This is a genomic window from Bhargavaea ginsengi (assembly GCF_900109165.1).
Lineage (GTDB): Bacteria > Bacillota > Bacilli > Bacillales_A > Planococcaceae > Bhargavaea > Bhargavaea ginsengi.
This window is the reverse complement of the sequence record NZ_FNZF01000004.1, coordinates 146,416-168,293: the sequence shown is the minus strand read 5'-3', so window position 1 is coordinate 168,293 and position 21,878 is coordinate 146,416. Positions and strand designations below refer to the sequence as shown.

The window sequence follows — 21,878 nt, the reverse complement described above, 5'->3', positions numbered from 1 at the left end:
CAGAGTCGGAACGGAGGGAAAACGGATGTGGCAGGAACCGGTTGCGGGTCTTTTGACGGCGATGGATGTGGCTGCGGTCTATACGGTCCTGCCGCTCCGGCGAAAGCGCCTGATGCTTGCCGTCTGGACAGGTGTGCTTCATATGGCCTTTCCGATTGCCGGATTTGTGGCGGGCGGAGCGGCGGCTGAACTATTGGCCGGCCTGGGGGTCTACCTGTCCGCACTGATGCTGATTCTTCTCGGAATCCATATGATGCTGAGCGAGGAAGGCGCAGATGTGAAGATGCCTCCCTACCTGCTTGCGGCACTGCTCAGTATCGATTCCTTTTCGGTTAGCGTGTCGTTTGGTATGCTTCAATTAGATATGGTCCGATTCATCCTCAGTGCAGGAATCAGCGCGTTTGTCCTGTCCTGCGCAGCCCTCTATGTCCGGGGGTCGGCCGCATTTCTCGGGGGACGGAAGCTCCGGGTGGCCGGCGGTCTCGGCCTTGCCGCGATGGGAGTTCTCCCGCTGATCGGCTGAGCGGAGGAAGGTCGGAAGCTAGGGCGGTGATGGGATTGAATATTCTTTTCGTCTGCACGGGGAACACATGCAGGAGCCCGATGGCAGAAGCGATACTGAAAGCCGAACGGATCACGGGGGTCTCTGTCCGCTCTGCGGGCATCTCGGCTTATCCGGGTGCGCCGGTATCCGGCCATTCGGCGGCTCTGATCCGGGAGGTGGGTTTTGATGAACCCGGCACATCTTCCCCGGCGGACCGGGAAGCCGTCGAGTGGGCGGATCTCATCCTCACGATGACGGATGCCCATAAACGGATGCTGGAACGTTCGGTCCGGGAAGCATCCGGAAAGACTTTCACCCTCAATGCCTATACCGGCGTCGGGGAGTGGGATATCGCTGATCCATATGGCGGCAGTAAGGAAGAATACAGGCAGACATTCGAAGAACTGCGGCAGGCGATTTCGGTTTTGGCTGATTCGCTCCGGCGCAATATGTAATGCAGTCCATTTATGGGCTGTATTTTTATTTGTCAAATAATGATATGATGGTGTTGAAATATATCGGAAACGAGGGAAGCGGATGAAAGTAGCGATTTCTTCCGATCACGGCGGCAACCGTTTGCGCGCCGAGATCATCGATCTGATGGACGAGATGGGTATTGAATATGAAGACTTCGGGCCTAAAGATGACGGCTCCGTTGACTATCCTGATTACGCAAAGCCGGTTGCGCAGCGTGTGGCGGACGGTGAATTCGACCGGGGTATCGTCATTTGCGGGACAGGCATCGGCATGTCGATCGCAGCGAATAAGGTCAAGGGCATCCGCTGCGCGCTTTGCCATGATGTATTCAGCGCAAAGGCGACACGCGGGCACAATGATTCCAATGTGCTGGCGATGGGCGAACGCGTCGTAGGGCCGGGGCTGGCGAGGGAAATCGCCCGGACCTGGCTGGAAGGCGAGTTCGAAGGCGGCCGCCACGAACGCCGAATCGAAAAGCTGACAGAGATGGAACAGTGATTTCGTCCTGAAGGGAGTTGGTCTTCTTGGATGCGCGTCAATTATGGAAGCTGCAGCTGGAGGAGATCTTGGGCCAGCTGGAGGAACAGGCGGAATTCCGCCCGGGCCGGCTGTTTGTCGTCGGCTGCTCCACGTCCGAAGTGGCGGGGAGCAGGATCGGCACGGCCGGAGCGATGGATATTGCGGCGATCCTCTATGGCCCGCTCCGTGAGTTCGCGGAGCGGAACGGACTGTGGCTCGCGTTCCAGGGATGTGAGCATATCAACCGTGCCGTGACAGTTGAACGCGAAGCGGCCGAGAAGTACGGGCTGGATGAAGTTTCGGTAATCCCTGTGCAAAAGGCGGGCGGTTCGATGGCGGCCCATGCCTATCGCCAGATGGACGACCCTGTTGTCGTAGAAGGCGTACATGCGCATGCGGGCATTGATATCGGCCAGACACTCATAGGGATGCAGCTGCGCCAGGTTGCCGTTCCGCTCCGCACAACTGTCGAGCGGATCGGGGAGGCGGTCGTCACAGCCGCCACCACCCGGCCTAAACTGATCGGTGGAGCCCGCGCGGTCTACGTTCCCGAACGGGATGAAGAGGAAATGGATGATTTCGATTTGGAATCATCACAAACAGATGAAATGGAAGGGGAATGAAGAATGCAACTCGAAAACGTGAAGTCCCAGGACCAGGCAGTATATGAAGCGATCATGGCGGAAAAAAAGCGCCAGCAAGACAACATTGAACTGATTGCCTCCGAAAACTTTGTATCCGAAGCGGTCATGGAAGCCCAAGGTTCCGTACTGACCAACAAATACGCGGAAGGCTATCCGGGCAAGCGCTACTACGGCGGCTGCGAACACGTTGACGTTGTTGAAAACATCGCGCGAGATCGCCTGAAGGAAATCTTCGGTGCAGAGCACGCGAACGTACAGCCGCACTCCGGTGCCCAAGCGAACATGGCTGTCTACTTCACTATCCTTGAGCATGGCGACACTGTGCTCGGCATGAACTTGAGCCACGGCGGCCACCTCACACACGGCAGCCCGGTCAACTTCTCCGGCGTCCAGTACAACTTCGTCGAATACGGCGTCAGCGAAGGCGACGAAACGATCGATTATGAAGATGTCCGCCAAAAAGCCCTCGAGCACAAGCCGAAGCTCATCGTTGCAGGGGCAAGTGCATATCCGCGGGAAATCGATTTCAAGAAGTTCCGCGAAATCGCTGATGAAGTCGGTGCGTACTTCATGGTCGATATGGCACACATCGCAGGCCTTGTCGCTGCAGGTCTTCACCCGAACCCGGTTCCGCACGCACACTTCGTGACATCGACAACCCACAAAACACTCCGCGGACCTCGCGGCGGCATCATCCTGACGACAGAGGAGTTCGCGAAGAAGATTGACAAGTCGATCTTCCCTGGCCTCCAGGGCGGCCCGCTTATGCACGTCATCTCTGCAAAAGCAGTCGCATTTGGCGAAGCGCTCAAGCCGGAGTTCAAAGAATATATTGGACAGGTCGTCAAGAATGCCAAGGCGCTCGGCGAATCCCTGAAAGCGGAAGGCATCGATCTCGTGTCCGGCGGCACAGACAACCACCTGCTTCTCCTCAACCTCCGTTCCGTGGGCATCACCGGCAAGGTTGCTGAGCACGTGCTTGATGAAGTCGGCATCACCGTCAACAAAAACACGATTCCGTTCGATACGGAAAAGCCGTTTGTCACATCCGGCATCCGTATCGGCACACCGGCGGTCACATCCCGTGGCTTCAAGGAAGAAGAAATGAAAGAAATCGGCGCCATCATGGCCAAGCTCCTGAAAAAGCACGAAGACGAAGCCGTGAAACAGGAAGCTAAAGAGCGCGTCGCTGCTCTTACTTCGAAATTCCCTCTCTATGAAACAAAAGAAGAAACAGCAGCAGCAGCAGAGCGCTGATCAGCAAATAGCCATTCCCCGAAAACGGGGAATGGCTATTTTCATAAAGTAGGAGAACGGGGTGGAGTAGGAGGATGTCTTGGTGGAGTATGTCAACGATCCAACGAAGTATGTCACCGTCTCAAGGTTCGCGTGCGAATCACGGAAGTTCGCGTACGAAAATGCCTCAGCCCCCGGGGTTCGCGTACGAATCCCAAAAGTTCGCGCACAGAAAATGACGCGTCCCGACTCCGTGTCCATTCACGACAGCCTCTTCTTTACCTGTTTCCTCCTTGACTGTGCATGAGCCCGTGCGACTGTTATAATGAACGAGGTTGAAACAGAAAGCCGGGCCTAGGCCCGGTTTGAACAAACAGGCCGGTCCTGCCGGCACTGAACAGGAGAGTGAAACGATGGGAAAAGTGCATGTGTTCGACCACCCGCTCATCCAGCATAAGCTGACGTTCATCCGGGACGTCAATACGGGAACCAAGGAATTCCGCGAGCTGGTCGATGAGGTCGCCACATTGATGGCTTACGAAATCACGAGGGACATGCCGCTCCAGAAGACGGAAGTGGAAACACCGGTCATGATGGCGGAGTCTTATGTGCTCGCCGGCAAAAAGCTCGGCATTGTACCGATTCTCCGTGCCGGACTAGGCATGGTGGAAGGGATTCTGGAGCTGATCCCGGCTGCCAAAGTCGGACACATCGGGCTATACCGGGACCCCGAAACACTCAAGCCGGTGGAATACTATGCCAAGCTGCCTTCGGACGTAGGCGAACGGGAATTCATCGTAGTCGACCCGATGCTGGCCACAGGCGGATCGGCAGTCGCTGCCATCGATTCCCTGAAGGCGCGCGGCGCGACGAACATCAAGTTCATGTGCCTGATCGCAGCTCCGGAAGGGGTACAAGTGCTGGCCGATGCCCACCCAGATGTGGACATCTACATCGCGGCTCTTGATGAAAAGCTGAACGAACACGGCTACATCGTCCCGGGACTCGGCGACGCCGGGGACCGGCTGTTCGGAACGAAGTAAGGAGTGTGACTGAATTGACAAAACGGTGGAAAGTGATGACGATCTTCGGGACGCGCCCGGAGGCCATCAAAATGGCGCCACTCGTCCTGGAACTGGAAAAGCATCCCGACACGATCGAATCGATCGTCACCGTAACCGCCCAGCACCGCGAAATGCTGGATCAGGTCCTGGAGGCATTCGACATTACACCGGACCACGACCTGAATATCATGAAAGCGCGCCAGACGCTCACCGATGTGGCGGCCCGCGGCCTCGAAGGCCTGGACCGGGTCATGAAGGAAGCCGAACCCGATATCGTGCTTGTCCACGGAGATACGTCGACGACATTCATCGCAGGGCTCGCCGCGTTTTATAACCACGTCGCTGTCGGCCATGTGGAGGCGGGACTCCGCACATGGGACAAGTACTCCCCGTATCCGGAGGAGATGAACCGCCAGCTCACCGGCGTTCTTGCAGACCTTCATTTTGCGCCGACTGAAAAATCGGCCGGCAATCTGATTGCGGAAGGGAAGCCTGAAGACCGCATCGTCATCACCGGAAACACGGCGATTGATGCACTGCAGACGACCGTGCGGGATGATTACGAGCATCCGCTCCTTGACTGGGCGTCTGAAGGCCGATTGATTCTCATGACGGCACACCGCAGGGAAAACCTCGGTGAACCGATGCGTCATATGTTCCGGGCGATTCGCCGTCTGCTGGACAAGCATGAAGACACCCGGGTCATTTATCCGGTCCACCTGAACCCCGCGGTGAGGGAAGTGGCGGACGAAATCCTGGCAGGCCATCCGCGAGTCCAGCTGATCGAGCCGCTTGAAGTGGTGGATTTCCATAACTTTGCGGCGCGCTCCCATCTTATCCTCACCGATTCCGGCGGCATCCAGGAAGAAGCACCATCGCTCGCCAAGCCGGTGCTTGTCCTGCGGGATACGACCGAGCGGCCGGAGGGCATTGAAGCCGGTACGCTGAAGCTTGCCGGCACGGATGAGGAGACGATTTTCCGCCTTGCGGATGAACTCCTCAGTGACAGGGAAGCCTACGACCGGATGGCGCATGCATCGAACCCGTACGGAGACGGCCATGCATCTGAACGGATCGTCAGCGCCCTGAAGGAATACCTCGGGCGAAACCGCTAAAAAAGACACCCGCAAAAAGCTCAATGGCCAATTGCGGATGTCTTTCATGAATTTGTCGAATCTTTGACAAAGGTGGTCGCTTGTGAAGAATTTCACGGGAATCAATTGACATCAAAATACCCCTATTGTATGCTTTGAAAGGGTAAGAATGACAAGGGTTTCAGGCGTTTTTGGCGCTTGTCCGCTTGCTTTGACTGCATTCTATCATACTCGCTCCGACAGACGGAAACCGTCCGGAAATCATGATGCGGGGGACCTCGAAAAATGGAGAATTTACGGCAAATCCATAATAGGCAGAAGAGGGCTCTCTTTTTTTTGCTTGCTTTGCTTGCCCTCGGTTGGGGATTTTCCCCATGGCCGACTGTATTTGCCGGGCTCATCCTCGGGGTCCTTTTCGGTCTGTATAACTTCTGGATTCTCACCAGGAGGATGGAACGGTTCGACCGCAACCTGGCAGAAGGGAAAAAGGCGCCTTCCCTGGGCTCCGGACTCCGCTTCGCATCAGGCATCGCGGCAGCGGCCATCGCGGTTTCGCTGCCGGAGACATTCAATCTGATCGCTACGGTGATCGGGCTGATGATCCCGTATCTGTTCCTTTTGGCGGAACGGATCATCTCGCAACTGAAACACCCGGATCCTGGGGGGAAAGAGAGGTGAACATTTAATGAACCACGTAAACCCCAAGTGGGAATTTCTTGGGCTGACGTTCAACCCGTCCAACATCCTGATGTTGGCGGTGACATGCCTCGTAGTCTTCCTCATTGCGTTCATCTCGACCCGCAATATGAAACTGAAGCCGACAGGCATGCAGAACTTCATGGAATGGGTCATGGATTTCGTGAAGGGGATCATCAAGAGCAACATGGACTGGAAAACAGGCGGCCGGTTCCACCTGCTCGCCCTGACGCTCATCATGTTCATCTTTGTCGCGAACATGCTCGGCCTTCCATTCGCTATCGCTTACGACCATGTGCTCTGGTGGAAATCTCCAACAGCAGATCCGACCATCACAATGACCCTGGCGGTCATGGTACTCGTCCTGACGCATTACTACGGCGTCAAGATGGCAGGCGTGAAAAACTATTTCCTCGGTTTCACTAAGCCGCTCGCTTTTATGACGCCGCTTAAGATCATCGAGGAATTCGCCAACACGCTCACACTCGGTCTCCGTCTTTACGGAAACATCTATGCGGGTGAGATCCTCATCGGACTCCTCGCCGGCCTCGCAACTGCAAGCGTCGGCGGCTTCCTGGGCGCGATTCTCCCGGCAATGGCCTGGCAGGGCTTCTCGATCTTCATCGGGACGATCCAGGCGTTCATCTTCGTTATGTTGTCGATGGTCTACATGTCCCACAAGGTACAGACTGATCATTGATCATATAATTCCCGCTTAGCGGGCGACAAAACAAAACCAACTTTTTAGGAGGAAATTATAAAATGGGTCTTCTTGCAGCAGCACTCGCAGTAGGATTGGGCGCACTTGGCGCCGGTATCGGTAACGGTCTCATCGTTTCCAAGACAGTAGAAGGTATTGCACGTCAGCCAGAGGCACGCGGCGTCCTTCAGACGACCATGTTCATCGGGGTCGCACTCGTCGAGGCCCTTCCGATCATCGCAGTCGTTATCGCGTTCATCGTAATGAACAGATAATCATAGGGCAATGAATAAATGGCGAAGAGCATCTTTTGAATCCCTTCGCCATTCCTTTATGTACGGATATTGAAATGAAGCACCATCAGACGGAAGCCGGTCCGCCGGCTTCCCTAGTTTCCGAAGGGAGTGAGACAATCGTGTCTTTGGACCAGTTCGTATTGGCGGCATCTGCCGGCGATGGGTTTTTGGATAAATTGAACACCGGTGACATCCTCGCCACGCTCTTCTTCTTCACGTTGCTCATGCTTCTTCTCAAAAAATTCGCATGGGGCCCGCTTATGGGCATCATGGACCAGCGTGCTGAACTGATCGCTTCCGAAATCGAGGAAGCCGAAAAGAGCCGCTCCGAATCCGCCAAGCTGCTTGAAGAGCAGCGCGCGCTCCTTAAAGAAGCGCGTACGGAAGCACAGGCGATTGTTGAGAATGCTAAGCAGCAGGGTGATGCCCAGCGTGCCGAGATCATGGAAACCGCACGCGCGGAAGCAGCCCGCCTGAAAGAAAATGCGGCGGCGGAAATCGCCAACGAGAAAGACAAGGCCATCCAGGCCGTACGCGAAGAATTCGTCTCGATGTCCATCCTTGCGGCAGAGAAGGTTCTTGGCAAGGAAGTCTCTGAAGAGGACAACCGTGCCCTCATCGAGGAGACGATCCAGAAGGCAGGGGAAGGCCGATGAGCGAGTCCACTGTAGCCAAGCGCTATGCGCTAGCGCTGTTTGAAGTGGCCCGCGAAAAAGGGAAGACGGAAGTCATCAGCGCAGAAATGGGCGAGATCCGCAAGGTGTTCGCGCAGACGCAGGAACTCCGTACGCTCCTTACTTCCCCTAAACTTTCGAACCGGGAGAAAAAGGCGCTTCTGGCCAAGCTGTTCAACGGCTCGGACCAGCTGACGCTCAATACACTGTACGTACTCTCCGATGCCGGCCGCCTATCCGAGACGGTGAATGTTGCAAACAACTTCATTACTCTCGTTGACGAAGCCGCAGGCATCGCGGAAGCAAAGGTGTACTCCACCCGGCCGCTCTCCGATACGGAACAGCAGGAGCTTTCCGCTGCATTCGCCGGCAAAGTCGGCATGCAGTCGCTCCGCATCGTGAATATTGTGGATCCTTCGCTTATCGGCGGACTCCGCATCCGTATCGGGAACCGGATCTACGACAACAGCCTCAGAACAAAACTTGATCACCTTAAGCGTGATCTCGTGAATGCATAATCTTTTGAAATGAAGGGGTGACATGCATGAGCATCAAAGCTGAAGAAATCAGCGCTCTCATCAAACAGCAGATTGCGGACTACCAATCTGAGTTGGAAGTCAGCGATGTCGGTACCGTTATCACCATCGGTGACGGAATCGCACGCGCGCATGGCCTCGATAACGTCATGGCCGGTGAACTCCTTGAGTTCTCCAATGGTGTCATGGGCATGGCGCAAAACCTCGAGGAAAACAACGTCGGTATCGTCATCCTTGGACCTTACACGGACATCAAGGAAGGCGACGAAGTCCGCCGTACGGGCCGGATCATGGAAGTTCCGGTCGGTGAAGAACTGATCGGCCGCGTCGTGAACCCGCTCGGTATGCCGATCGACGGACTCGGCCCGATCAACACAACGAAAACCCGTCCGATCGAAAGCCCGGCGCAAGGCGTCATGGCACGTAAATCGGTCGATGAGCCGCTCCAGACCGGTATCAAGGCGATTGACGCACTTGTTCCGATCGGCCGCGGACAGCGTGAACTGATCATCGGTGACCGCCAGACCGGTAAAACAACGGTTGCGGTCGATACGATCATCAACCAGGCTGACCAGGACATGATCTGTGTCTACGTTGCAATCGGACAAAAAGAATCGACAGTCCGTGCCCTTGTGGAAACTCTCCGCAAAAACGGTGCACTTGACTACTCGATCGTCGTCTCCGCAGGCGCATCCGATCCTGCACCGCTTCTTTACCTCGCACCATACGCAGGGGTAACGATGGCTGAAGAATTCATGTTCCAGGGCAAGCACGCCCTCATCGTCTACGATGACCTGTCCAAGCAGGCTGCTGCCTACCGTGAACTTTCCCTCTTGCTCCGCCGTCCTCCGGGCCGCGAAGCTTATCCGGGTGATGTCTTCTACCTTCACTCGCGCCTTCTTGAGCGTGCAGCGAAGCTGAACGACGACCTCGGCGGCGGTTCCATCACGGCACTGCCATTCGTTGAGACACAGGCAGGGGACATCTCCGCCTACATCCCGACGAACGTGATCTCGATCACTGACGGACAGATCTTCCTTCAGTCCGATCTGTTCTTCTCGGGTGTCCGCCCGGCGATCAACGCGGGTCTTTCCGTATCGCGTGTCGGCGGTTCCGCGCAGATCAAGGCGATGAAGAAGGTTGCCGGCACGCTCCGTCTTGACCTGGCTGCCTACCGTGAGCTCGAAGCGTTCGCACAGTTCGGCTCGGATCTCGACGCTGCAACAAAAGCGAAGCTCGACCGCGGTGCGCGTACGGTTGAAGTCCTGAAGCAGGACCTCAACAAGCCGATCAAAGTCGAAAAGCAGGTTGCGATCCTTTATGCGCTGACCCGCGGTCATCTTGACGACGTTCCGGTTCAGGACATCCGCCGTTTCGAAGCGGAATTCCTGAGCTGGCTCGACAGCAACCACACGAACGTTCTGGATCACATCCGCACAACTAAGGCTCTTCCGGCTGATGAAGACATGACAGCTGCGCTTGACGCATTCAAGAAGACATTCGTCCGCTCCGAAGACTAAGTTCCGGCAGATCCAATAACGAGAAGGTGGTGAACAACCGATGGCATCATTACGCGAAATCCAGAGCCGGATCAACTCCACGAAAAAGACGAGCCAGATTACGAAGGCGATGCACATGGTATCGGCTTCCAAACTGAGCAAGGCGGAATTGAACGCTAAGTCGTTCAACCCGTATATGGAGAAGATCCAGGAGGTGATCGGAGCGATCGCAGCCGGCGCACCGGACGCGACGCATCCGATGCTCGAGAGCAGGCCGGTCAAGAAGACCGCCTACCTCGTCATCACTTCCGACCGCGGACTGGTGGGGGCCTATAACTCCCACGTCCTGAAGGCGGCTCTCGGCAAAATCCGTGAACGGCACACATCCAAAGATGAAGTCGTCATCCTTTCCATCGGACGCAACGGCGTTGATTTCTTTAACAAGCTCGGATATAACGTGATCCAGAGCGTCATCGGCGTTTCGGATCACCCGACCTTTGCCGAAATCAAAGACGTCACGCGTGAAGCAGTCGGCAAATTCATCGACGGTGAGTACGATGAGCTGTACATGTACTACAACCACTTTGTGAGTGCGATCAGCCAGGAAGTGACCGAGAAAAAGGTCCTTCCGCTGACTGACCTCTCGTCGATGAAATCGACCGCTTCCTACGAGTTCGAACCTTCAGCTGAAGCCATCCTCGAAGTGCTCCTCCCGCAATACGCGGAAAGCCTGATGTACGGCGCTCTGCTTGACGGCAAGGCTTCCGAGCACGCTTCGTCGATGACCGCGATGAAGGCGGCGACCGATAACGCGAAGGAACTGATCGACGATTTGACACTTTCATTCAACCGTGCGCGCCAGGCAGCGATCACCCAGGAAATTACGGAGATCGTCGGCGGGGTCGCGGCGCTCGAATAAGCGCCGGCCCTGTCCATGCATGGCTCCCGCAGCATACAGACAGGAGGGAACAGCATGAACCAAGGACATGTCCTCCAGGTCATGGGTCCGGTCGTCGACGTAAAATTCGACGGCGACAACATGCCTGAGATCTACAATGCCCTTACAGTCCAGATTGCGCGCCCGAACGAAGAGGCGCAAACACTGACGCTTGAAGTTGCCCTTCACTTGGGCGACGACTCCGTCCGCACGATCGCCATGTCCTCCACGGACGGCCTTCAGCGCGGAGCGGCTGTCACCGACACAGGCTCACCGATTTCGGTTCCTGTCGGAGACGTAACGCTCGGACGTGTATTCAACGTCCTCGGCGACACAATCGACCTTAACGAGGAAATCCCTGCATCCGAACCCCGTGATGCTATCCACCGCGATGCGCCGAAATTCGAGGAACTGACAACTGATGTTGAAATCCTTGAAACAGGCATCAAAGTCGTTGACCTTCTCGCTCCTTACATCAAGGGCGGTAAGATCGGCCTCTTCGGCGGAGCGGGCGTCGGCAAGACGGTCCTCATCCAGGAACTCATCAACAACATCGCACAGGAGCACGGCGGTATTTCCGTGTTCGCGGGCGTCGGTGAACGTACCCGTGAAGGGAACGACCTCTACTTCGAGATGTCCGACTCCGGCGTTATCAAGAAGACTGCGATGGTCTTCGGCCAGATGAACGAGCCGCCGGGCGCACGTATGCGTGTTGCTCTGACAGGCCTGACAATGGCTGAACACTTCCGTGACGAAAAAGGCGCGGACGTGCTTCTCTTCATCGACAACATCTTCCGGTTCACGCAGGCCGGTTCCGAAGTATCGGCCCTTCTCGGCCGCATGCCTTCCGCGGTTGGTTACCAGCCGACGCTGGCAACCGAGATGGGTAAACTCCAGGAGCGGATCACATCCACTAACAAAGGGTCCGTCACATCGATCCAGGCGATCTATGTCCCTGCCGATGACTACACTGACCCGGCTCCTGCAACGACATTCGCTCACCTTGATGCGACGACAAACCTTGAGCGTAAGCTTTCCGAGATGGGGATCTACCCTGCGGTTGACCCGCTGGCATCCTCTTCCCGCGCACTTTCGCCAGAGATTGTCGGCGAAGAGCACTACGAAGTGGCGACTCAGGTCCAGCAGACGCTCCAGCGTTACCGTGAGCTCCAGGACATCATCGCCATCCTCGGTATGGATGAGCTGGGCGACGAAGACAAACTTGTCGTCGACCGTGCCCGCCGCATCCAGTTCTTCCTTTCCCAGAACTTCCACGTGGCCGAGCAGTTTACCGGCCAGAAAGGTTCTTATGTTCCGGTAGCGGAAACGGTCAAGGGCTTCAAGGAAATCCTCGAAGGCCGCTATGATCACCTGCCGGAAGATGCTTTCCGACTTGTCGGACGCATCGAGGAAGTCATTGCAAAAGCGAAGGAAATGGGCGTAGAAGTCTGATTATCCTGACCAGGAGGGAAAAGCATGAGCACAATCAAAGTGAATATCGTCACTCCCGACGGTCCGGTATATGATTCGGATGTGAACATGGTCATCGCGGTCACTACGACCGGTGAACTCGGTATTCTTCCGGGTCACATCCCGATGGTTGCGCCGCTTGAAATCGGCGCCGTCCGCCTGAACAAAGACTCGTCCACAGAACGTGTGGCGGTCAGCGGCGGATTCCTGGAAGTCCGTCCGGATCAGGTCACGATCCTCGCCCAGTCCGCCGAGCTTGCGGAAGATATCGACACTGCCCGCGCCATTGAGGCGAAGAAGCGTGCCGAACAGCGTCTTCAGCAAAAGCAGGGGGACCTGGATGCCAAGCGTGCAGAGTTGGCACTCAGTCGCGCGATGAACCGTTTGGACGTCGCGAAAGGCAAAATCTAACGATATCCTCACAGAGAAAAGCGGGCAGAGTTGATCTGCCCGCTTTCTTTTTATTTTTTGGCATGAAGGACTGAGAAATCCGGATTCTTCAGGAGAACCTATTCAGAAAGGCGGTTTGCGGAGTTGGATCAATATTTTGCCTTCCAGTCTGTGACAGGGCTTATTTCCCATATCTTTTTCATCGCAGTTGCTTTTTATGCACTGCAGGCGCTTATGCCCGAAAGCTGGATCCGGAAGAACAAAGTGTTTCAGGCACAGCTCCTGTATATTCTGCTAAGTATCGCCATCGGTTCCGCTGTATCGAATTTCTTCCTGGACATATCCTATTGGTCAAGGCAGCTCCCCAGCCTTTTCGGCTGAGGGCTGTCCTTCATGGACGGGCGCGCGGAGCATCCGTTATGGTGTGTTCCTGTCTCCGTCCATGAAGGACAGATAAGAAAAAAGACAGGAAGCTGTTTAACACAAATTTCATAGGGAATGAAAAAAATAGGCAAGAAGCCCTGCACTTTCAAATGGGCGCTTACCGACACAAAACGCGAAGATTCGACGTATAGTATGTTGAAAGTATGGCAAATTGCGATTGTCAGTGGCTGCATGCCAGCTCTTCTCTTGAAACAGGGCTGGAAGCATTGTAAACTGTTTATGGTTTGTGTTTTTTAAGAACGGACCCGCGGAATCCCTATAGGATAGGCTTTCCAGGTGCGGGCCGCACCTGACGTTGCAATTAAAACAGACAATGGAACACTGGATACGAGAGAGAAGCCGGAGGGACTTATATTGGAGAAAATTATTGTTAAGGGTGGCCGACCGCTAAAAGGGTCGGTTCGTGTCGAAGGAGCAAAGAATGCGGTATTGCCTGTTCTTGCCGCGGCACTCCTTTCCGCGGATGGGACGAACATCATCAAGGATGTCCCGATTCTGACTGATGTATACACGATCAATGAAGTTTTAAGGAGTCTTAATGCGAAGGTCGAGTTTGATGCAGATCGCAATGAAGTGCGAATTGATGCATCGGCTCCGCTTTCCAGCGAGGCACAGTTTGAATACGTACGGAAGATGAGGGCATCGATCCTCGTCATGGGACCGCTGCTCGCGCGCAATGGGTTTGCACGTGTGGCACAGCCGGGTGGCTGCGCCATCGGTTCCCGCCCGATCGAACAGCATTTGAAGGGCTTTGAGGCGATGGGTGCCGAAATTACAACAGGCAACGGCTTCGTTGAAGCGAAAGTGGACGGCCGCCTGAAAGGTGCACGCATCTATCTGGACTTCCCAAGTGTCGGCGCGACCGAGAACATAATGTCTGCGGCGGCTCTTGCTGAAGGGACGACAATCCTCGAGAACGCTGCTAAAGAGCCGGAGATTGTCGACCTTGCGAACTACATCAATGAAATGGGCGGCCGCATCATCGGTGCGGGGACGGATACAATCCGCATCGAGGGCGTCCGTTCACTGCACGGGGCCACCCACCACATCATCCCTGACCGGATCGAAACGGGCACATTCATGGTTGCCGCAGCGATCACAAGGGGCGATGTTACGATCGAAAATGCGGTGCCTGAGCACAATGCGGCGCTGATCGCCAAGCTTAAGGAAATGAACATCGAAATCGAAGACACCGACAATGGACTCCGGATCCGTGCCGAAAAGCCGTTGCGTTCGATTGATATCAAGACGATGCCATACCCCGGCTTCCCGACAGACATGCAGTCCCAGGTGATGGCGCTCATGCTGACTGCGCAGGGCACAGGCGTCCTGACTGAGACCGTCTTTGAAAACCGTTTTATGCATGTCGAAGAATTCCGTCGCATGAACGCGAATGTGAAAATCGAGGGTCGCTCTGTGATCATGAACGGTCCGTCGAGCCTGCAGGGTGCCGAAGTGGCAGCAACCGACCTGCGTGCCGCTGCCGCACTGATTCTTGCGGGACTTGCTGCTGAAGGCATCACACGGGTGACAGAACTGATTCACCTTGACCGCGGATATGTTGATTTCCACGGAAAGCTTGCGAGTCTCGGAGCGGATATCACACGTGTCAATGACGGCGAAACTGCAGACGAAAAGGAAAAAGAACTCGTATGATCATTCGGGTGGGCGCACTTGGCGCCTCCCATGAACGTTTCGTGGCAGACCGGTTCCCGCCGGTGGCCGCACTTACGATACCAATCATGTAATCATCGATCTTATCCTTATCTATACGAATGAGCGGACCGGCCATAGGCGGTCCGCTTTTTCATATCCATTCAGCCTGATACATAGAATCCGATATGAAAAAGTTGATTGCTTTGGGGCTTATCATCATGCTGTTCTCCTTACCGATCCTCTTTAAGAAGCCGAGTGAAGCCGTTGGGGACAACCTTCCTTCAACGGCTGAACCTGAACAGGCTGCCGCGTCGGAGGAAGGGGCAGGAGCCTGTCAGGTCCTTTTGACGGTCGAAGGGGAGGCGGAGCCGGTACCGCTTGAGGAATATGTGGCAGGAGTCGTCTCGGGCGAAATGCCGCCCGGCTTCAGCAAGGAGGCATTAAAGGCGCAGGCCATTGCGGCGCGCACATATGCACTCCGGGTGACCGCCGGGGGCAAGGAGCCGATCCGTAAAGACACGGCCCATCAGGTGTACAAGCCGGTGGCCGAGCGGAAAAATGAGTGGGACAAGGACTATCCGGAAAATGAGAAGAAAGTGAGGGAAGCGGTGGCCGAGACGGAGGGCATGGTACTTATCCATGAAGGGGAACTCATCTCCGCCATGTTCCACTCCACCAGCAATGGCAAGACCGAAACAGCGAAAAATTACGGCGGCACGGACATTCCATATCTCCGCAGTGTGGACAGCCCGGAAGATGCCGACGTTTCTCCGAGGTTCGAGGATTCGGAAACATTTTCATTGAGTGAATGGGACAAGCTACTCGGGGGAGGCTGGGATGCGGTACGTTTTGGAACGCTGAGGCTAAAGCGGAACGAGACCGGCCGTGTGCAGCAGGCGGAGGCCGACGGCTTTACGATGGAAGGCCGGGAAATGCGTGAAAAGCTCGGGCTCCGCTCAACGGACTTTGACATCGCCTATGATCCGAAAAAGAAAATTGTCCATGTTTTCACAAAGGGGTATGGCCATGGTGTCGGCATGAGCCAATACGGTGCGGAAGCCTACGCGCGCGAAGGTTGGCCTGCCGAAAAGATTTTATTCCACTATTATGATGGAACGACAATAAAAAAATTGGAAGCTGACGATCCGGAGTGTTTAAAATCCCCTTAACCTGCCAACAATGCGGTTGAGGTGATGATAATGAGAGAAGAGAAACCGAATAATCCTTCTCAGAAGAACAAGAATCGCAAAAGCTGGCTATGGCCGGCCATCTATTCAGGTTTCGCGGTCTTATTCGTAGGGATGGTCTGGACCTATCAGGCAGTAACGAACGACGATGCAGGTGAAAAGGCGCAAGTGTCGCAGTCCGGTGATCCGGCAGGCGGCGGAGGCGGAGAAGTCACTCTTGAGACCAACGCCTCCAATGAAACGATGAAATTCCCGTTTGATGAAGCCCTTCTCGACAATGTATCCGTGCTGCAGGAATACTATGACGTGGAAGCAGATTCAGAGCAGCGCGAAAAGGCCCTCCTCGTCTTTAATCAGACATATGTGACGAACAGCGGGATCTCTCTCTCGAACGGTGATGAGCCATTCGAGGTGAAGGCTGCGCTGAGCGGCACGGTGGAGGACGTCGTGGTCGATGAATTCATGGGCAACAAAGTCACCATCAAGCATGCTGATGGACTTGTGACCAGCTACGGTTCGGTGACGGGCATCCTCGTGGAAAAAGGCGACCAGGTCGCGCAAGGTGCTACAATTGCGACAACAGCAGCGAATGAGTGGAATCCTACTGCAGGCAATCACTTGCTGTTCGAAGTGAAAAAAGATGGTGTCGCAGTGAATCCGGGGAATTACCTGGCATTCTGATCACAGCCGGGCAGCCGACCAAGCGTCGTGCTGCCCGGTTTTTAATGTTTCCGGGATCCGGTGAGGGGTGAGACGTTGACATAGTATATTGAGACGTTGTGATACTCTGCTGAGACGTTGCTATACACCATTGAGACGTTACGATACCCGACTGAGACGTCACAAAGAAACGCTGCATTCGAAAATCCGCCGGAACAGAACTGTCCCCGCTTTTCTTCCTAAAGTCGATTTGCTTCAAACCGGTCTGAATTCCCTTGCACCAGCATATGTTGTGAAAAGCGTTCCTACATGAGGAAAGGAAGAGAACGTGCACGAACATATCCGGCGCCGATGCCTGAAGTTGGGGGAATTGCTGCTGGAGACGAGGGCGACCGTCCGGGCACTTGCCCGCTCGACGGGGTATTCCAAAAGCACCGTCCACAAGGATCTGACGGAGCGGCTCCCGAATGTTGATGGGGAGCTTGCCAGGGAAGTGGCGGAGGTGCTGGCCTATCACAAGGCGATCCGGCATCTCCGCGGCGGCGAAGCGACGCGCGACAAGTGGCGCCGCACCCGAACCGGTCCGGGCGGATGCAAGGAGCCGGCGGCCCCGAAATCCTGAAAAAGCGATCCGCGTCCGGCATTCAGCCGGTCCGCCGGGGCGCTTTTTTCATTGAAACGGACTCCCTGATTCCTATATGTTCATTGGTGTGCCGCTATGATAAAATGGGACAAGGCAGAAAAACGTACGGAAACCGGACGGAAGGAGCACGGATATGTTCTACAAGGATATCGGAATCGATCTCGGCACATCAAATACGCTGATCCACGTCAAGGGGAGCGGCATCGTACTGAACGAGCCGTCGGTCATCGCGATCGATCCGAAAACAAAACAGGTGCTGGCGGTCGGAGATGAGGCCTACAGGATGCTCGGCCGTGCGCCAGGAACCATCCGGACCATCCGCCCGATGAAAGACGGTGTCATCGCCGATTTCGATATGACAGAAGCGATGCTCACAAAATTCATCGACCGTCTCGGTGTGAAAGGCTTTCTGAGAAAGCCGAGGATCCTGATCTGCTGCCCTGTAGAAGTGACGGCCGTGGAGCAGAAGGCGATCCAGGACGCAGCGCTCAAGGCGGGCGCAAGGCGCGTATACATAGAGGAAGAACCGAAAGTGGCCGCCATTGGAGCCGGAATGGACATTTTCCAGCCGAGCGGCAACATGATCATCGACATCGGCGGAGGAACGACCGACATCGCGGTCCTGTCGATGGGCGGTATCGTCACAAGCCAATCCGTCAAGGTCGGCGGGAACACATTTGATGCAATGATTCTTCAGTACATCCGGAAGCATGAAAAATTGCATATCGGTGAGCCGACTGCGGAGTTCATCAAAAAAGAAGTCGGGACGGCACTCCCGGGTGCTGAGAAAAAGACAGTCGATATCCGGGGCAGGGACCTTGTCAGCGGCCTTCCCAGGGCTGTCACAGTCGATTCGGACAAGATTGCCGGTGCCATCCGAGAGTCGGTTATGACGATCGTACAGGGCGCGAAGAACGTCCTGGAAAAGACACCGCCGGAACTGTCGGCGGATATCATCGATCGTGGAATCATCTTGACCGGTGGAGGTGCCCTTCTTCAGGGCATCGACGGACTTTTGTCCGAGCAGCTGAAAGTTCCCGTCTACCTAGCGGACGATCCGCTCGGATGTGTCGTTAAAGGAACAGGGATCATGCTGGACAGGCAGAGGCCGGCATTCGTCAAAGGCTAAATCAGTGCATGGATTAGGGAGATTGCAATGACTGAAAAAGAAAAGCGTGAACAGAATACAGGCCGACGGTCCGTTAACCGGAAAAACACCGGTTCAGCCGGTACAGGCACGTTGCGGGCGTCCAACCGGACTGCCGAGCGCCAGAAAGTCCAGAAAAGGCAGCAGCGTGCGCCAAAAACTGTACCGGTTGCGGGACAGGCAGGCGGTAAGGTGTTCAAGGCGACGAACCGCACGGCAGAACGGGAAAAAGCACGGGTGTCCGCCAAAAAGAAACCTGCAGGAAAAGCGGAAGCAACGAAAGGCGGCCAGGAGGAAGTCGGCCGCTGGGTCCAGATCAGGCTGATTCCGATCTGGCTGCGCGTCCTGCTGTTTCTGATCGGAGTGGTGCTTGCAGCAGTGCTCGGGGTCATGTTCGGGTTCAGCGTCATCGGAGACGGCAAGGCGGCGGATGCGCTGAAGCCGGAAACTTGGCAGCATATATGGAAAATGATTATAGGTGATGTATGAGCGGCACCGTGCCGGCCATATTGAAGGAGGACATCAAATGTTGACGACAGAACAGATCCAGGCAATCCTGCCGCACCGCTATCCATTTCTTCTGGTCGACCGGATTACGGAGCTGGAAGAAGGGAAGCGTGCAGCAGGCTATAAAAATGTCACGATCAATGAGGACTTCTTTAATGGGCATTTCCCGGGATATCCGGTCATGCCTGGAGTCCTGATCGTTGAGGCGCTGGCACAGGTGGGCGCTGTTGCGGTCCTTTCCATGGAAGGCAATGCCGGACGCCTTGCGTTTTTCACCGGCATCGACAACTGCCGTTTCAAGCGCCAGGTAAAGCCGGGGGACCGGCTTGAACTGGAAGTCGAACTTACCCGACTCCGCGGCACGATGGGCAAGGGCCATGCAATTGCACGTGTTGACGGCGAAATCGCCTGCGAAGCGGACATCCTGTTCGCCATCGGCCCAAAAGCTGAGTCCTGAACTGCGATTAGCATGCTCAGGAAAGAAAGCTTTATACGGGAAGCAAAGGCTTAAATAGGAAATAAGAATTTCATCATCGTTCCTCCCCAAACAGCCAAGCTAATGACATCGCGCAGGCCTGCGTGATGTCAAGGCGGAGCGGCTGTCCGGACGGCCGTGCGGAAACCTTGCACAATAGCCGTAGGGGAGGAATTTTAATGTTGAAAAAAGCGGCACCGGCACTGTTTGCCACCGCAGTCATGCTTGCCGGCTGCAACGGGAACGACGAGGACGCGCTCCCGGCGGACAACGAAACACCCATGGAGGACATCCAGGAAGGCAATGACGAGATGTTCGACGGTAATGGCAAAGGCAAAGGCAATGGCAACGGCAACGGCAACGGCAACGGAAACGGTGACGGCATGGGCGGAGAAGGCACAAACGGCCCGGTCGACCCGGACGGAACGGGTCCGGGATTTGGTGAATTCGGCGGCAATGATAACGGCGGAGGCACGGATACCGAAAAGCGCGATGAGATCATTGAAGACGATCTTGACCGCAACGGAAATGGTAACGGCGGGGGCATGGGCGGAGGATAATGAAAAAGAAACCCGGCTTGGGCAAGCGCCCGGCCGGGTTTTGTCATATGATGAACCGTCAAAAAGGCGGCCCTGCTCATGATGGGGGAAGTTTGTTCCGGTCGCGCTTCAGTTGCGGCCGGTTTTTCATATCATCCCGGAACCGGTCAAGCATGTCGTCTCCCTGCAGCCCTTCTGCAATCAGTTCCTCAAGCAGATGTTCCGCGTATTGCGAACGGACTCGCTTCAGCGGGCCTTTCAGGAGGACGGAGATATGGTCGCCGATTTCCTTCACGGCATAAACTGCCAGCCGGAAGCCCGCAGGTTCGTTCTCGGGATAGGAGATGACCGCCTTGGCATTCATCACTTCACCGGATTCCAGCCATTCATCGAACAGCGGCTTATGTGTTTTCTCGATGAACATCTCCAGGATCCAGGAACGGCGGCTGTTTTCCTCGTTGATGATAATTCCGTCCACGAGCGGGCAGGAGATGAATTCTCCGTCCTTCTCAAAACCGACAGACAGCAGTTTAAACGACTTCAATGCCCACGCCTCCCAGGTGTTTTCGTACGCCCAGTATACCATAAGGCCGAAAGTCCGAAAATTGTTTGCCAATGTGCCAAAATCGAATTTTGCCGAATCACTGAAACGGGCCGAAAACGGGACGGCGCAAAGGCCAAGCCGTTCCGGAGGACAAAAGGAAGACTCCGCAAAAATGAATTTTGGGACAAAAATCGTCCTCAATCTTCAAAAATGGCGTTTTGCCTCTTTTGCCAAGCCTCGGTTATGCTTGGCTCATCCACAGCAAAGGAGGTGAACCATTGAATCAGGTGGCATTGGTCGGGCGGCTCACAAAGGATCCCGAACTGAAGAAACTGTCGGAAGGCCGGGTCCAGACCAGCTTCGTGCTGGCTGTCAACCGGAGGTTCAAGAATGACCGGGACAATGACGCAGATTTTGTCTTATGCACTGTCTGGGGGAACTCGGCGGTCAATACGGTGAAATACTGCGGCAAAGGGTCGCTAGTCAGCATCGGAGGCCGGCTCCAGTCCCGGACCTATGAAAAGGACGGAAACCGGGTGTATGTCACACAGGTGGTGAGTGAGGAGCTCCGGTTCCTTTCCACCAAACCGCCTGCCCACCGGACAGCTGTAGCTGACAGTCCCGGAGGCGGCAGGACGGAGGAGATGTCCGTTCCGGTTCGGCGGACCGGGATGGAAGGAATAACCCCGCAACACTCCCACGAGGAACACCATGGAAGCCAGCAGGCACAGGGACACACACTCCCGCATGGCCTGGAGTTCGAAACAGGCGAAGAACCCATCCGGCCATGATTCCGTCAACCGGCGGGACCGCAACGCCGGACAGACGGGATCGGATCCCGGAACTCTGCGACGTCACCCCGACCACCTTTTGAGAAAAGCCAACCTTGAGAAAGGACCTGGTATGGATGGAACAAATCAAGCATCAACTCGGCCGGACCGAGCAGCAGATCGAACAGCTGATCCGGATCGTCGCCCACCTCAACGAGCGGGTCATTTACATGGAAAAGAAGCTGAGCGACCGTCATTGGCAGGAATCGGACATAATGAATTTCGTCATGAAGCGATGAATGAGTGAACATTTGTGGAGGATACAGGATAATGGACAGCCCGGCCATGGGGGTGGCCGGGCTGTCTGCTTCTGTATGGTTGAAGATCGTGAGTGTTTCATTTAACATCGTCAACGTTTCGGTCAACATAATCAACGTCTCAATGAAGATAATCAACGTTTCAGTAAAGATAATCAACGTCTCAATAAAGATAATCAACGGCTCAATCACAGAAACCTTACACCGGTAAAA

The 21,878-nt window shown here is 55.3% G+C and carries 28 protein-coding genes; 26 read left to right on the top strand and 2 right to left on the bottom strand.

The window, feature by feature from the left end:
- Nucleotides 1–25 precede the first annotated feature (25 nt).
- From BMX91_RS11880 to BMX91_RS11750, 25 genes are all read left to right on the top strand, one after another.
- Entirely contained in the window at nucleotides 26–523 is a 498-nt protein-coding gene (locus BMX91_RS11880) for a manganese efflux pump (RefSeq protein ID WP_092054528.1), read from the top strand.
- A gap of 29 nt (nucleotides 524–552) precedes the next feature.
- Nucleotides 553–999: a low molecular weight protein arginine phosphatase gene (locus tag BMX91_RS11875; protein WP_281242837.1), complete on the top strand. Its 447-nt coding sequence runs from the start codon at nucleotides 553–555 to the stop codon at nucleotides 997–999.
- Between the two features lie 82 nt (nucleotides 1,000–1,081).
- Nucleotides 1,082–1,519, top strand: coding sequence for a ribose 5-phosphate isomerase B (gene rpiB / locus BMX91_RS11870; RefSeq protein WP_092054525.1), 438 nt, complete (start codon nucleotides 1,082–1,084; stop codon nucleotides 1,517–1,519).
- Between the two features lie 26 nt (nucleotides 1,520–1,545).
- A complete protein-coding gene (locus tag BMX91_RS11865; RefSeq protein WP_092054522.1) occupies nucleotides 1,546–2,163 on the top strand; it encodes a TIGR01440 family protein in 618 nt (205 codons plus the stop codon).
- A gap of 3 nt (nucleotides 2,164–2,166) precedes the next feature.
- A complete protein-coding gene (locus BMX91_RS11860) occupies nucleotides 2,167–3,441 on the top strand; it encodes a serine hydroxymethyltransferase (protein WP_092054519.1) in 1,275 nt (424 codons plus the stop codon).
- Nucleotides 3,442–3,833: 392 nt separating this feature from the next.
- A complete protein-coding gene (gene upp, locus BMX91_RS11850) occupies nucleotides 3,834–4,463 on the top strand; it encodes a uracil phosphoribosyltransferase (protein ID WP_092054513.1) in 630 nt (209 codons plus the stop codon).
- Nucleotides 4,464–4,477: 14 nt separating this feature from the next.
- A complete protein-coding gene (wecB, locus tag BMX91_RS11845; RefSeq protein ID WP_092054510.1) occupies nucleotides 4,478–5,599 on the top strand; it encodes a non-hydrolyzing UDP-N-acetylglucosamine 2-epimerase in 1,122 nt (373 codons plus the stop codon).
- Nucleotides 5,600–5,863: 264 nt separating this feature from the next.
- Nucleotides 5,864–6,256: an ATP synthase subunit I gene (locus BMX91_RS11840; protein ID WP_092054507.1), complete on the top strand. Its 393-nt coding sequence runs from the start codon at nucleotides 5,864–5,866 to the stop codon at nucleotides 6,254–6,256.
- Between the two features lie 7 nt (nucleotides 6,257–6,263).
- Nucleotides 6,264–6,974, top strand: a complete 711-nt coding sequence (gene atpB, locus BMX91_RS11835; protein WP_092054504.1) for a F0F1 ATP synthase subunit A — start codon at nucleotides 6,264–6,266, stop codon at nucleotides 6,972–6,974.
- A gap of 62 nt (nucleotides 6,975–7,036) precedes the next feature.
- Nucleotides 7,037–7,249, top strand: a complete 213-nt coding sequence (gene atpE, locus BMX91_RS11830) for a F0F1 ATP synthase subunit C (RefSeq protein WP_008296656.1) — start codon at nucleotides 7,037–7,039, stop codon at nucleotides 7,247–7,249.
- Nucleotides 7,250–7,389: 140 nt separating this feature from the next.
- Nucleotides 7,390–7,926 carry a F0F1 ATP synthase subunit B gene (gene atpF, locus BMX91_RS11825; RefSeq protein ID WP_177168373.1) on the top strand — a complete coding sequence of 179 codons (537 nt, stop codon included), beginning with the start codon at nucleotides 7,390–7,392 and terminating at the stop codon, nucleotides 7,924–7,926.
- A complete protein-coding gene (locus BMX91_RS11820; protein ID WP_092054501.1) occupies nucleotides 7,923–8,462 on the top strand; it encodes a F0F1 ATP synthase subunit delta in 540 nt (179 codons plus the stop codon). Before atpF ends, BMX91_RS11820 begins: the two co-directional genes overlap by 4 nt.
- 26 nt (nucleotides 8,463–8,488) lie before the next feature.
- Nucleotides 8,489–10,000: a F0F1 ATP synthase subunit alpha gene (atpA, locus tag BMX91_RS11815; RefSeq protein ID WP_092054498.1), complete on the top strand. Its 1,512-nt coding sequence runs from the start codon at nucleotides 8,489–8,491 to the stop codon at nucleotides 9,998–10,000.
- A gap of 40 nt (nucleotides 10,001–10,040) precedes the next feature.
- Complete coding sequence (gene atpG, locus BMX91_RS11810) at nucleotides 10,041–10,898, top strand: ATP synthase F1 subunit gamma (protein WP_092054495.1); 858 nt, start codon at nucleotides 10,041–10,043, stop codon at nucleotides 10,896–10,898.
- A gap of 54 nt (nucleotides 10,899–10,952) precedes the next feature.
- A complete protein-coding gene (gene atpD, locus BMX91_RS11805; protein WP_092054492.1) occupies nucleotides 10,953–12,368 on the top strand; it encodes a F0F1 ATP synthase subunit beta in 1,416 nt (471 codons plus the stop codon).
- A gap of 24 nt (nucleotides 12,369–12,392) precedes the next feature.
- Nucleotides 12,393–12,797, top strand: a complete 405-nt coding sequence (locus BMX91_RS11800; protein WP_092054489.1) for a F0F1 ATP synthase subunit epsilon — start codon at nucleotides 12,393–12,395, stop codon at nucleotides 12,795–12,797.
- 123 nt (nucleotides 12,798–12,920) lie between these two features.
- Nucleotides 12,921–13,157: a DUF1146 family protein gene (locus BMX91_RS11795; RefSeq protein ID WP_092054486.1), complete on the top strand. Its 237-nt coding sequence runs from the start codon at nucleotides 12,921–12,923 to the stop codon at nucleotides 13,155–13,157.
- A 417-nt stretch (nucleotides 13,158–13,574) separates the two neighbouring features.
- Entirely contained in the window at nucleotides 13,575–14,876 is a 1,302-nt protein-coding gene (gene murA / locus BMX91_RS11785; protein ID WP_092054481.1) for a UDP-N-acetylglucosamine 1-carboxyvinyltransferase, read from the top strand.
- Nucleotides 14,877–15,061: 185 nt separating this feature from the next.
- Nucleotides 15,062–16,045, top strand: a complete 984-nt coding sequence (spoIID, locus tag BMX91_RS11780; protein ID WP_092054479.1) for a stage II sporulation protein D — start codon at nucleotides 15,062–15,064, stop codon at nucleotides 16,043–16,045.
- A gap of 30 nt (nucleotides 16,046–16,075) precedes the next feature.
- Nucleotides 16,076–16,744 (top strand): M23 family metallopeptidase, encoded by a 669-nt coding sequence (locus BMX91_RS11775; RefSeq protein WP_092054476.1) that lies wholly within the window; start codon nucleotides 16,076–16,078, stop codon nucleotides 16,742–16,744.
- A gap of 307 nt (nucleotides 16,745–17,051) precedes the next feature.
- Entirely contained in the window at nucleotides 17,052–17,345 is a 294-nt protein-coding gene (locus BMX91_RS11770) for a sporulation transcriptional regulator SpoIIID (protein WP_092054474.1), read from the top strand.
- A gap of 154 nt (nucleotides 17,346–17,499) precedes the next feature.
- Nucleotides 17,500–18,495 carry a rod shape-determining protein gene (gene mreB, locus BMX91_RS11765; RefSeq protein ID WP_092054471.1) on the top strand — a complete coding sequence of 332 codons (996 nt, stop codon included), beginning with the start codon at nucleotides 17,500–17,502 and terminating at the stop codon, nucleotides 18,493–18,495.
- 27 nt (nucleotides 18,496–18,522) lie between these two features.
- Nucleotides 18,523–19,002: a DNA-directed RNA polymerase subunit beta gene (locus BMX91_RS11760; protein ID WP_092054470.1), complete on the top strand. Its 480-nt coding sequence runs from the start codon at nucleotides 18,523–18,525 to the stop codon at nucleotides 19,000–19,002.
- A 37-nt stretch (nucleotides 19,003–19,039) separates the two neighbouring features.
- The gene (gene fabZ, locus BMX91_RS11755) at nucleotides 19,040–19,477 is read left to right on the top strand and encodes a 3-hydroxyacyl-ACP dehydratase FabZ (protein WP_092054467.1); all 438 of its coding nucleotides are present in this window, start codon (nucleotides 19,040–19,042) and stop codon (nucleotides 19,475–19,477) included.
- 197 nt (nucleotides 19,478–19,674) lie between these two features.
- The gene (locus BMX91_RS11750) at nucleotides 19,675–20,055 is read left to right on the top strand and encodes a hypothetical protein (protein WP_092054464.1); all 381 of its coding nucleotides are present in this window, start codon (nucleotides 19,675–19,677) and stop codon (nucleotides 20,053–20,055) included.
- Nucleotides 20,056–20,131: 76 nt separating this feature from the next.
- On the opposite strand, the gene BMX91_RS11745 is transcribed toward BMX91_RS11750, so the two are convergent.
- Nucleotides 20,132–20,578, bottom strand: coding sequence for a YwpF family protein (locus BMX91_RS11745; protein WP_092054682.1), 447 nt, complete (start codon nucleotides 20,576–20,578; stop codon nucleotides 20,132–20,134).
- Nucleotides 20,579–20,865: 287 nt separating this feature from the next.
- Between BMX91_RS11745 and BMX91_RS11740 the strand changes: the two genes are divergently transcribed.
- Nucleotides 20,866–21,369, top strand: coding sequence for a single-stranded DNA-binding protein (locus tag BMX91_RS11740; protein ID WP_245744438.1), 504 nt, complete (start codon nucleotides 20,866–20,868; stop codon nucleotides 21,367–21,369).
- A 5-nt stretch (nucleotides 21,370–21,374) separates the two neighbouring features.
- Here the strand turns inward: BMX91_RS11740 and BMX91_RS15645 are convergent, their stop codons facing one another.
- Entirely contained in the window at nucleotides 21,375–21,857 is a 483-nt protein-coding gene (locus BMX91_RS15645; protein WP_143059381.1) for a hypothetical protein, read from the bottom strand.
- Nucleotides 21,858–21,878 lie beyond the last annotated feature (21 nt).